Source organism: Frankia sp. CcWB2, assembly GCF_977927585.1.
In genome coordinates this window covers 14,755-26,697 of the sequence record NZ_CDWRCM010000012.1, presented here as the reverse complement: position 1 = coordinate 26,697, position 11,943 = coordinate 14,755, and the positions used below count along the sequence as shown (strand labels likewise).

The window sequence follows — 11,943 nt, the reverse complement described above, 5'->3', positions numbered from 1 at the left end:
TTGTGGGCCGTGGCACGAGGCGATCCCGCCTGGTGATCGTCGCCCTGCTCATCGTCGCCTTCACCCTGATCACCCTGGACTACCGGACCGGGAGATCGGCCACCGGAGCACGCGGGGTCCTGCACTCGATCTTCGGGGGGGTCGAGAACGGCGTTACGACGGTCACCCGCCCGATCGGCCGGACCGTCTCCTCCCTGACGCACCCGAACCGCTATCACGACCGGGCGGACCGACTCGCGGAGGAGAACGCCCGCCTGCGCCGCCAGATCGCCGACGACACCGAGATCGGCCGGATGTCAACCGAACTCGCAGATCTTCGTTTGCTGGCAGATAAGGGCCAGTACACCGTCGTGCCGGCAAAGGTGATTGCGGTCGGTGACGTGACGGGGACGGACTGGACCGTCACCATCAACGCCGGCAGGGCCGACGGCATCGTGGTCGACAAGACCGTGCTCAATGCCGACGGGCTGGTCGGCACGGTGTCCGGCGTGACCGAGCACACCGCAATCGTCCGGCTGGCCTGCGACCCGGGCAGTCACATCGGAGCCCGGCTCGAACGCACCCAGCTGCTCGGTGCCGTGGTCGGTGGGCAGGGACCAAGCACGTTGACCTTCACGCTGTACGACGCCTCGTACCGGGTGCAGAAGGGCGATCGGCTGGTCACCTTTGGCAGCCTCGACTACGTCGCCGGCGTCCCGATCGGTGCAGTCACCAAGGTCACCGACGTCGATGGTCTGTCGCGGACCGCCGAGGTCAGACCGTACGCGTCGGTCGGCACTCCGGACCTGGTCGGAGTGGTGGTTGGCAAGCCACCGGCTGACCCCGGCGACCGGGTACTGAAGCCCAGGCCGGTGCCGACCGAGCCGGCTGCGCTTGTCCCGCCGGCCCCGCCGTCCCCCACTGCCGGGTCGCCGGTGGAGGGATCACCGGCCGGGGCGGCATCCGGTGTCCGGGGCGGAGCGGGTTGAGCGTGATGTGGGGCACCGCCGGCTCTGAGGAGACCCTGCGCGGGCGCGCCGTCGTGGCCGCGGTCGTGCTCCTGACCGTCGCCCTGATCTTCCAGGTCTCCGTGATTGCCCGGTTGAGCCTGCCCGGCGGCCGGCTCGACCTCATGCTCGTCCTGTTGGCGGCGATCGCGCTGATCGAGGGGCCGCTGCTCGGCGCGGTCGCCGGCTTCGTGGCGGGATTGCTGGCCGATCTGTCCTCCACTCATGTTCTCGGTCAGACTGCTCTCGTTTTGTGTCTGATCGGTTACGCTGCCGGACTGGCGATGGATGCGGCGGAGCGGTCGGTGGTGGTTCCCCTGGCGGCGATCGGTGGGGCGAGTGTGCTGGGCACTCTCGGGTACGCCGCCACCACCTCGATCCTCGGTGAGGCGGCGTTGACGGGAGGTCAGGCTGTGCTGCGGGCGTTGGCGGCCGGCGTCTACGCCCTCCTGCTCACCCCGTTCCTGTTCCCGTTGCTGCTCGCAGGCTCCCGGCGGCTGGCCGGCGGTCGGCGGCGGGAGTCGCGATGAACGACCGGGTGCGGGTCCGCGTCCTGCTGCTGCGCGTGCTGGTCGTTTCCCTGCTCATCACACTCGGCGCGCGGCTGTGGGTACTCCAGATCCTGGACGGTGACCGGTACCGCCGGGTCGCCGAGACCAACCGGGTCCGCGAGGTGGTGACGCCCGCGACCCGGGGGATGATCCTTGACGATAAGGGGCAGGCCCTCGTCCGCAACCGTACGTCGCTGGTCATCTCGGTGAACCGGTCGACCACGGATCGGCAGGCCGACCAGGGCCAGGCCGTCCTCGCCCGCCTCGCCGCGGTGATCGGCACCCCCGTGGACGAGCTCGCCCGGCGGATCCGGTTCTGTAGCGCCCAGGTGAAGCCGCCCTGCTGGAACGGATCGCCCTACCAGCCGGTACCGGTCGCCAAGGACGTCAGCCCGCAGCAGGCCCTCGCCGTCATCGAACATCCCGACCGCTTCCCCGGCGTCTCCGCCGACCTGCAGGCCGTCCGCGAGTACCCGCATGGCGCGCTGGCCGCGCACGAGCTGGGCTATCTCGCGCCGGTCAGTCAGGACCAGCTCGACAAGCAGGGGGATGAGAAGGGCTACCACCTCAACAGCCTGATCGGCGTTGCCGGCCTGGAGAGCACCTATGACGACGAGCTGCGCGGCACCGACGGGGTGGAACGCCTGGAGGTGGACCGGTTCGGCCGGGTGGCCGGTACCGCGTCGACCACCGCGCCGCTCAGCGGTGACCACCTGGTGCTCAACCTTGACCTCGACGTGCAGCAGGCGGTCGAGCAGGCGCTGACGGACACGATCAACAAGCTCGGGGGCGGCCCGCGCACCGCTTCCGCGGTCGTGCTGGACGTGCGCACCGGCGGGGTGGTCGCGATGGCGAGCCTGCCGTCCTACGACCCGTCGGTCTTCGTCGGCGGGGTCTCGGAGAACGACTACCGGGCGCTGTCCGATCCCGCGAACGGCATCCCGCTGCTCTCGCGGGCCTACCAGGGGTCGGGGGCGGCCGGCTCCACCTTCAAGGCCATCTCCGCCGCCGTCGCCTTGCAGAACCTGGGCGCCAAGGGGAACGACCTCTACGACTGCGCGCCCAGCCTGCAGATCGGTGACCAGGTCTTCCACAACTTCGACGGCCAGTCGGCCGGTCCGATCATCCTGCACCAGGCGCTGGTCATCTCCTGTGACGTCATCTTCGACAAGTTCGCCTACGACGCCTGGCTCGCGGACGGCGGGCTGCGCAACGGCCGTGGGCCCTATTCCGCCCCGAAAGAGTACTTTGTCAGGATGGCCCAGGCGATGGGCTTGGGCCGGACCACCGGGCTGGACCTGCCCGGCGAAACGCGGGGCTTCGTCGTCGACCGCGCCGGCGCCAAGGCGATCTGGGCGGAGCTCAAGGACTCCTACTGCCGGCGGGCCAAGAACGGCTACCCGGAGGAGCCCGACCCGGCCAAGGCCGAGCGGTACCGCAAGTACGCCGCCGAGGCGTGCGTCGACGGCTATCTGTACAACGCCGGTGCCGCTGCCCAGTTCGCGATCGGCCAGGGCCAGTACCTGTCGCTGAGCCCGCTGCAGCTCGCCGTCGCCTATGCGGCCATCGCCAACGGCGGCACCCTGTACAAGCCCACCCTCGCCAAGGCCACCGTGTCTCCGGACGGCAAGGTCGTCAGGACCTTCGCGCCGCGCCGGGCCGGGACGCTGCCGGTCTCACCGGAGAACCTTGCTTACATCCGGGACAGCCTGCGGGGGGTGACGACGGAGGGCGGGGGCACCGCCACCGGCGTCTTCGCGGACTGGCCGAGCGACGTCGTCCCGATCGCGGCAAAGACCGGAACCGCCGAGGTCGAGGGCAAGGGGGACACCTCCTGGTTCGCCTCCTTCGCGCCGGCGAACGACCCCCAGTTCGCCGTCGTGGTCACCATCCCGGACTCCGGGACCGGCGCGGAGTTCGCGGCTCCGGTGGCCAAGCAGATCTACCAGGCGATCTACGGTGTCGGCCGGCCGGCGGCGATGCCGGGTGGGAAACCGCCGGCCGAGCCGCCGAAGATCAACCGGGACGGGACGATCGCGGCGTCGTCACCGCAGCCCGCCCCCGCGACGCCGACATCGCCGGCCGGATCGGCGCCGATCCTGGCCGGCCCCCTGTCCGGTACCAGCGGCGCGGGCGCGACGGCGACGGGCCGGGCGCCACCCTGACGGCCACCTTGTGCCGTGAGGGCGGGGCCTCGGGATGAGGTGGGAGCCCAGGATGTGAATGTCGCGTCGGCGTGACGGTGGTGGCGGGAGGCGCAGTGGTAGACGAAGCGGGACCCACCGCACTTCGATCGTCTCCGGTGCCCATCCGGGGGCGGATCGGGCACCTGCGGGAGAGGGCTTCCGGACCCCACTCGCCGCTGCGCCGGCTCGACTGGCCGCTGCAGCTCTGCGTCATCGCGTTGTCCGTTCTCGGTGCTCTGCTGGTCTGGTCGGCGACCCGCCAGCGGCTCAGCGAGGCGGGCAGTGATCCCAACACCTTCCTCGATCGGCACCTGCTGAACCTGGCCATCGGGCTGGTGCTCGGCGCGGTTGCGACCGTCATCGACTACCGGGCGGTGCGGGCCTACGCGCCCTTCGTCTATCTCGGCTCGCTCGTCGGGCTCGTCGCGGTACTCCCGTTCGGTTCGACGATCAACGGCGCGCACTCGTGGATTGTGCTGCCTGCCGGCTTCCAGCTGCAGCCGTCCGAGTTCGCCAAGGTGGCGCTCGTGGTCGGCGTGGCGATGATCTTCGGTGAGAAACACGAGGACCGGCACACGGGAGTCCGGCGCGGCGCCCCCGGCCACGGTGACGTGCTGCTCGTGCTCGGGCTCACCGTGGTCCCGACCGGCTTGATCATGTTGCAGCCGGACTTCGGTACCGTCATGGTTCTGGTCTTCACCACCCTCGGCATGCTGGCGGTCAGCGGCGCGCCGCGCCGATGGGTGCTGGGGCTGATCCTCTGCGGTGTGCTGTTCGGCGGCGCGATCCTCCAGTTCCACCTCCTGAAGCCGTATCAGGAGGCCCGGCTGACCTCGTTCGTCTCCGAGAACAAGGCATCGTCCGGCACGGGCTACAACGTCGACCAGGCGATGATCGCGATCGCCAACGGCGGAATCTCCGGACGGGGCCTGCTGCACGGCCAGCAGACCCAGGGCCAGTTCGTCCCCGAGCAGCAGACAGACTTCGTGTTCAGTGTCGCGGGGGAGGAACTGGGATACCTCGGGGCTGGCGGAATCATCGTGCTGCTCGGCGTGGTTCTGTGGCGGGCCCTGTCAATCGGCTTCGACTCGCAGGACTCCTTCGGCACGCTCGTCGCCACCGGGGTCGTCTCCTGGTTCACCTTCCAGGCGTTCGTCAACATCGGCATGTGCCTGGGCATCATGCCGGTCACCGGCCTGCCGTTGCCTTTTCTCTCCTACGGCGGTTCGTCGATGTTCGCAAACATGATCGCTGTCGGGCTCCTGCAGAACGTGCGGCTGCGATCCCGATCGGACCCGTATGCCTCCTGAGTCCGCCCGGCTGCACTTCCCGCCCGGCCGCGTTTCCCGGGCCGGCCGAGCGTCGAGGTGGACCTGGCGCGTGCCGTAGGCTCGCATGCATGTCCGGACAGTCGCTGTTCGCTCGCCTGGAGCCGCTGCTCCCGCGGGTGCGAAGGCCCGTGCAGTACGTTGGAGGCGAGGGCAACTCCACGGTCAAACCCTGGGACTCCGCTGCCGTCCGCTGGTGCCTGATGTATCCGGACGCCTACGAGATCGGCCTGCCCAACCAGGGGCTGCAGATTCTGTACGAGATCCTCAACGAGCAGCCGGATGTGCTCGCCGAGCGCACCTACTCGGTGTGGCCGGACCTGGAAGCGTTGCTGCGCGAGCACGGGCTGCCGCAGTTCACGGTGGACGCCCACCGCGCGGTGGGCGATTTCGACCTGTTGGGCATCAGTTTCGCCACCGAGCTCGGGTATACCAACCTGCTGACGGCACTCGATCTTGCCGGGATCTCGTTGCACGCGGCCGAGCGCACCGACGCTGATCCGCTGGTCATCGCGGGGGGGCATGCCGCCTTCAATCCCGAGCCGATCGCCACGTTCGTCGACGCCGTCGTGCTCGGCGACGGCGAGCAGGCCGTGCTGGGCATCACCGACGTGGTTCGCGCCTGGAAGGCGGCCGGGAGTCCCGGTGGCCGGGGCGAGCTGTTGCACTGGCTGGCCCGTCGGCGCCTGGTGTACGTGCCGGCGTTCTACGACGTCTCCTACCGGCCCGACGGCCGTATTCGGTCGGTCACCCGCAACCGGGACGACGTGCCGGTCCGGCCGAGCAAGCACACGCTGTCCGATCTCGACTCCTGGCCGTATCCGAAGGCTCCGCTGGTCCCGCTCGCCGAGACGGTGCACGGGCGGATGAGCGTGGAGATCTTCCGCGGCTGCACCCGGGGCTGCCGGTTCTGCCAGGCCGGGATGATCACCCGTCCGGTGCGTGAGCGTAACATCGCCACCATCGGTGCGATGGTCGACGCGGGGCTGCGCGCGACGGGATTCTCCGAGGTCGGCCTGCTGTCGTTGTCGAGCGCGGACCACACCGAGATCGGCGAGATCGCCACCGGTCTCGCCGACCGGTACGAGGGCACCAACGTCTCGTTGAGCCTGCCGTCCACCCGGGTGGACGCCTTCAACGTCACGCTCGCGAACGAGTTCTCCCGTAACGGCCGGCGTAGCGGGCTGACCTTCGCCCCTGAGGGCGGTTCCGAGCGGCTGCGCCGGGTCATCAACAAGATGGTCAGTGCCGAGGACCTGGTCCGCACCGTCAGCACCGCTTACGCTCACGGCTGGCGGCAGGTGAAGCTCTATTTCATGTGCGGCCTGCCGACCGAGACCGACGAAGACGTGCTGGAGATCGCCGACCTCGCCCGGGAGGTCATCCGGGCCGGTCGGCGGGTCAGCGGGCAGCGCGACATCCGCTGCACCGTGTCGATCGGCGGGTTCGTGCCCAAGCCGCACACCCCGTTTCAGTGGGCGGGGCAGGCGCCGCACGAGGTGACCGACGCTCGGCTGAAGCTGCTCCGTGATGCCGTGCGCGCCGATCGTGAGGTGGGTCGGGCGATCGGTTTCCGTTACCACGACGGTCGGCCAGGCATCATCGAGGGCCTGCTGGCTCGCGGTGACCGCCGGGTGGGTGCGGTGATCGAACGGGTCTGGCGGGACGGTGGCCGCTTCGACGGCTGGAACGAGTACTTCTCGTTCGAACGCTGGGAGTCCGCGTGCGCGGCGGAGCTCGGACCGCTGGGGGTGTCGCTGGACTGGTTCACCACCCGCGAGCGTGACGAACGCGAGGTGCTGGCCTGGGATCACCTCGACGCGGGCCTCGACCGGGACTGGCTGTGGGCCGACTGGCAGGAATCGCTGAGCGGGAATGAGCTCGATGACTGTCGCTGGACACCCTGCTACGACTGCGGGGTCTGCCCGACGATGGGCACCGACACCCAGATCGGCCCGACCGGACGTCGACTGCTCCCCGTGCTTGCGGTGTCGAACCTCCAGGGCCCCGGGTCCGGGCAGGCCGAGCGACCGCAGCCAGCCGTTCAACCCGATCCCGCGACCGCGTCGCGGCTCGCCCCGGCTCCGGTGGGCAGTGGCGCGGCGACCTGAGGGACCGCCGCCTCCGCCGGTGGTCGAACGGGTGCGACTTCGTTTCGCGAAGCGGGGCCGGCTGAGATTCCTCTCACATCGGGACGTGGCGCGCACGTTCGAGCGCGCGTTGCGCCGAGCCGGGGTCCCGATGGCCTATTCGGCGGGATTCAGTCCGCATCCGCGGATCTCGTGGCTGGGCGCCGCGCCGACCGGGGCGGCCAGTGAGGCCGAATACGTCGAGCTGGCCCTGGCGGCCTCGGTCGATCCGGATGCGCTGCGGGTCGGCCTGGACGCCGTTCTTCCGCCGGGGCTGGACGTGCTCGCGTGCCGCCGGGCGGAAGGCGGCGGCCTCGCCGAGCGGATCGACGCCTCGCGGTGGTCGGTACGGTTGCCGGGTGCCTCAGCTCCGGAGGTCTCCGCCGCCGTGCGGGAGCTGTTGCGCCGCGACATGGTCGAAGTTGAGCGGGCGACGAAGGACGGCCGGCGACGGTTCGATGTGCGCGCGGCAGTGGTCTCCGCCGTTTGCCGCGCAGAGAACGACACGTGTGCGATACTAGAGATGGTCGTGCGGCACACGACGCCCGCTGTACGACCAGACGACGTGCTGACCGCCCTAGGCGTGGTAGCCGGCCTGCGCTCGTCGGTGCCGCCCGAGTCCACCCGGCTCGAACAGGGCCGACTGCGTGAGAACGGCACTGTGGCGGACCCGCTGGCGCAGGACCGCAACGGCGCTGGCCGGCTGGTGGGTTGAACCTCAGCGTGTTGCAGGGCGTCGCAGGATTCCCGGCGGTACCCGCGCCGGACCGAGACAGCGGCTTCTGCGCGGTCGCGACTGCATGAGCAGCGCGCCCGGGAGCCCGAGAGGCTTCTTAACCCGTGCCCGACGACGATCTGACTATCCAGACTGAATCTGAGCCCACCCGACCGGCAGCGCGTAGGCGCAGGGCCGCGGGACGAGCGGCAGGCCCACCCGTCGATGAGCATGTCACCGCCGGGCCGAGCGTGACCGATGTGGCGCCAGCCGGGAATCCGGTTCCGGACCCGGCCGTCGCCCAGGTCCCGGGCGGGCCCCTTCCAGATGAGACCTCCGGCGACGCGCCCTCGGCGCAGGCCGAGGGCCGGCGCCGGCGCCGGGACGCTGGTTCGACTACCCGCGCCCGGACGGCCCGCGGCTCCACCAGGGCCAGGATGGAACCGGCGGATACCGCCGAAGCCGACGCTCCCTCGACCACCCCGGTCGGCGAACCAGTTCCGGTCGATAAACCCGCCACCGTCGAATCCGTCACTGTCATCCCGGCCCCGCACGACACGGCGGAGGCCACCGGACCGGTGCCGGCGCGGCGCGCCCGGGTGGCACGCAGCCGCCGCGCTGTGCGTGAGGTGACCGAGGTGGCGGTCGCCCCTCCCGCCGAGGATGCCCCTCCCGCCGAGGAGGTGTCGCGGGACGTCGTATCGCCGGACGTCGCTGCGAAGCCGAAACGGACCAGGGCCCGTCGTGCCATCTCCGGACTGATGACGCCCGCTGCCGCGGTGCCGGACCCGGCCGCTGCGACCGCCCTCGGTCCGGCGATGCCGGATGTCGGTGCGACCGGGTCCGTCGGTGTACCCGCGGGTTCGACCGCCGCCATGGTGTCGGCTCCCGACACGCCCGGGCCCGCGGAACCGGAGTCCGCGCAGCCCGGGACCGATGAGCCCGGCGTCGCCGAGCCGGTGGCCCGGGAGTCGACCGCTGAGTCGAGCTCTGCCGAACCCGAGGTCGGCAGCAGCCGGAGCGCGGTGACAAAGGCCAGGCGGGCGACCGCTCCGACCTGGGCCGGGATCCATAACGAGCTGGTCGTCGAGCCGGCGATCCGTCCCGTGCTCCGGCGACCGGTCGCCATGGTGACCTTCCAGGCTCCCGAACCGGCGGTCGTGGAGGCTCGCTGGCGGCGTGCCGCCGAACTCGGATCCGCCGCCACCGCGGTGGACTCCGTGGCGGGCACGGCGTTCCCGTCCGCCGAGCGGCAGCATGCCGAGGCACCGGCTCATCCCCGGGACGAGGCGGACGTGGTCACCGATCCCGACACGACCGATCTTGACACGATGGGCGACCTCGCGGGCGGCGAGGAGGACAGCGAATTCGACGACGACCCGGACGGGGGCGGCTCGGCCTCCACCCGCCGTCGGCGCCGTGGTCGCCGTGGTCGTGGTCGGGCCCGGGGCGACGAGGACGGCGTGGAGTCCGGCCCGGAGGACGGCGTCGCGGCCGCGGACGACACGGGTCGCGAGGGTGTGGCGCAGGACGCGGACGGTGCGGACGGCTCGTCCGCGGCCGGGCAGGGAACCGGGTCGGTGCCGGCCGGCGCGTCGGATGAGGGCGCCGAGACGCCCCCCGGCGCGGCGGAGGAAAACGCCGAGCGTGACGGTGAGGACGAGGACGACCGGCTGGGAGGGGCCCGCCGCCGCCGACGGCGGCGGCGGCGCGGCGGCGGCGACGAGCCGGCGCTCGCCGACGACCCGCCGAACACGGTCGTCCACGTCCGGGAGACCCGCAAGGACGAGGACCTAGTCCGGGGGCTGAGCGGGTCCACCCGTCTGGAAGCCAAGCGTCAGCGGCGCCGGGAGGGTCGCGACAGCGGTCGGCGTCGGCCGCCGATCGTCACCGAGGCGGAGTTCCTGGCCCGGCGGGAGTCAGTCGAACGCCGGATGGTCGTCCGCCACGCGGGGGACCGCACCCAGATCGCCGTGCTGGAGGACGGGGTACTCGTCGAGCACTTCGTGACCCGGGCGAGCTCGGCGTCCTACGCGGGCAACATCTACCTCGGCCGAGTGCAGAACGTGCTGGCCAGCATGGAGGCGGCCTTCGTCGACATCGGCAAAGGACGCAATGCCGTCCTCTATGCCGGCGAGGTCAACTACGACGCCTCCGGGCTGGACGGTCGGCCCCGCAAGATCGAGCAGGTACTCAAGTCCGGCCAGTCGGTCCTGGTCCAGGTGTCCAAGGATCCGATCGGGCACAAGGGCGCGCGGCTCACCAGCCAGATCAGCCTGCCGGGGCGGTACCTGGTGTTCGTCCCGGACGGGCAGAACGCCGGGATCAGCCGCAAGTTGCCGGACACCGAACGAGCCCGGCTCAAGAGCATCCTGAAGAAAATCACGCCCGAGGACGGCGGGGTCATCGTGCGCACCGCCGCCGAGGGTGCCAGCGAGGCCGAGCTGGAACGCGACATCGAGCGGCTCGCCGCCCAGTGGGAGGACATCGAGCGCAAGGCGAAGAAGGCGTCGGCGCCCTCGCTGCTCTACGGCGAGCCGGACCTGGTCGTCCGGGTGATCCGGGACATCTTCAACGAGGACTTCACCGAGCTGGTCGTCCAGGGCTCAGGTGAGGCCACCACGATCGAGGAGTACATCGACACAGTGGCTCCCGATCTGCGGCCGCGGATCCGCCGCTACACCGGAACCGGTGACGTTTTCGCCGAGTACCGGGTAGACGAGCAGCTCGCCAAGGCCCTCGACCGCAAGGTCTGGCTGCCCTCGGGTGGATCGCTCGTCATCGACCGGACTGAGGCGATGACGGTCATCGACGTCAACACGGGCAAGTTCACCGGCAAGGGCGGCAATCTCGAGGAGACGGTCACCAAGAACAACCTGGAGGCCGCCGAGGAGATCGTCCGTCAGCTGCGGCTGCGGGATATCGGTGGCATCATCGTCATCGACTTCATTGACATGGTTCTGGAGAGTAACCGGGAACTGGTCCTGCGCCGGCTCACCGAGTGCCTTGGCCGGGACCGTACCCGGCACCAGGTCGCCGAGGTGACCAGCCTCGGGCTGGTCCAGATGACCCGCAAGCGGGTGGGGCAGGGCCTGCTGGAGGCTTACAGCGAGCCGTGCGTGCACTGCAACGGCCGAGGGGTGGTCATCCACCTCGACGGCGGCAGCGGTGCACACGCCGCAGTCGGCGTGCCGAGCGGGACCATCGTGTCCGGTGCCGGTCAGCCGACTCCGGTGGCGGTGCCCGCGCCCGCGCCGGCGGAGGGGCCCGGGTCCGGTCGTCGGGCCCGCTCCTCGTCCACGCGTGCCGTGTCCACGCGTGCCGTCGATGACCCCACGATCATCGCCGCCGCCGCGTCGGCCGGGCCCACGTCCGTATCCGAATCCGAGGCGTCCGCCGGGTCCGGCGAACCTGGTGGATCCAGCGAACCCGGCGGATCCGTCGCATCATCGACGCCTGGCGCCGCGGAGAACGTCGCCGTGACGGCTGGCGAGGGTGCGATGGCTGGCGAGGGCGTCACCGCCGCGGATACGGTGCCCGCGCATGCGGCCGACAGTGCGGCAGGGCCGGCGGACGTGGCCGCGGCTGCCGCCGCCCCGGGACCCGTGGCAGCCGGCTCCCCAGCTGGGTCGAACGGGCAGGTGCCCGTCGGCGGTGGCTCCGGCGCGGGCGGCTTCGAGGATGCCCTGCCGCCGGTGTACGCCAACTCCGATGATCCCGACAGCCTCGCGACCGCGGACAACGCCTTGCCCACTGCGGGCAAACCGGCCCGGAGCCGACGGCGGCGGGCCTCCCGGCCGGTGTCCAAGCCGGCCGAGTCGCTGGAGTCCGTGCGCTCGGCGGAGCCCCCGAGCTGATCGAGGCCTGGCGGAGAGCCGGACCGGCCGTTCAGGCGGCGGTCGGCCCGGCCCGACTCGGACCGGCGGCCGGGCCCGGGCGCACGAGCCCGCGGCCGGCATTCTCCCGCAGCAGCAGATCGAGGGTGGTCCGGGAACGGGACAGGGCTACCTCGACTGCCTGACGGGCCCGTCCTGGATCGCCCATCTGC

The 11,943-nt window shown here is 71.1% G+C and carries 7 protein-coding genes; all 7 read left to right on the top strand.

Features of this window, described 5'->3' with window-relative positions:
* The first annotated feature begins 2 nt into the window (after positions 1–2).
* The 7 genes from mreC (at position 3) to ACY45C_RS02745 (ending at position 11,752) form a co-directional block, all read left to right on the top strand.
* Positions 3–968, top strand: coding sequence for a rod shape-determining protein MreC (mreC, locus tag ACY45C_RS02775; RefSeq protein ID WP_462186094.1), 966 nt, complete (start codon positions 3–5; stop codon positions 966–968).
* Positions 969–973: 5 nt separating this feature from the next.
* Complete coding sequence (mreD, locus tag ACY45C_RS02770; protein ID WP_462186103.1) at positions 974–1,516, top strand: rod shape-determining protein MreD; 543 nt, start codon at positions 974–976, stop codon at positions 1,514–1,516.
* Complete coding sequence (gene mrdA, locus ACY45C_RS02765) at positions 1,513–3,702, top strand: penicillin-binding protein 2 (protein ID WP_462186093.1); 2,190 nt, start codon at positions 1,513–1,515, stop codon at positions 3,700–3,702. Before mreD ends, mrdA begins: the two co-directional genes overlap by 4 nt.
* 95 nt (positions 3,703–3,797) lie before the next feature.
* Complete coding sequence (gene rodA / locus ACY45C_RS02760; protein ID WP_462186092.1) at positions 3,798–5,033, top strand: rod shape-determining protein RodA; 1,236 nt, start codon at positions 3,798–3,800, stop codon at positions 5,031–5,033.
* A gap of 89 nt (positions 5,034–5,122) precedes the next feature.
* Complete coding sequence (locus ACY45C_RS02755) at positions 5,123–7,162, top strand: TIGR03960 family B12-binding radical SAM protein (RefSeq protein ID WP_462186091.1); 2,040 nt, start codon at positions 5,123–5,125, stop codon at positions 7,160–7,162.
* On the top strand, positions 7,146–7,895 hold the full coding sequence (locus ACY45C_RS02750; RefSeq protein WP_462186090.1) for a TIGR03936 family radical SAM-associated protein: 750 nt from the start codon (positions 7,146–7,148) through the stop codon (positions 7,893–7,895). Before ACY45C_RS02755 ends, ACY45C_RS02750 begins: the two co-directional genes overlap by 17 nt.
* 437 nt (positions 7,896–8,332) lie before the next feature.
* The gene (locus ACY45C_RS02745; RefSeq protein WP_462186102.1) at positions 8,333–11,752 is read left to right on the top strand and encodes an Rne/Rng family ribonuclease; all 3,420 of its coding nucleotides are present in this window, start codon (positions 8,333–8,335) and stop codon (positions 11,750–11,752) included.
* Positions 11,753–11,943 lie beyond the last annotated feature (191 nt).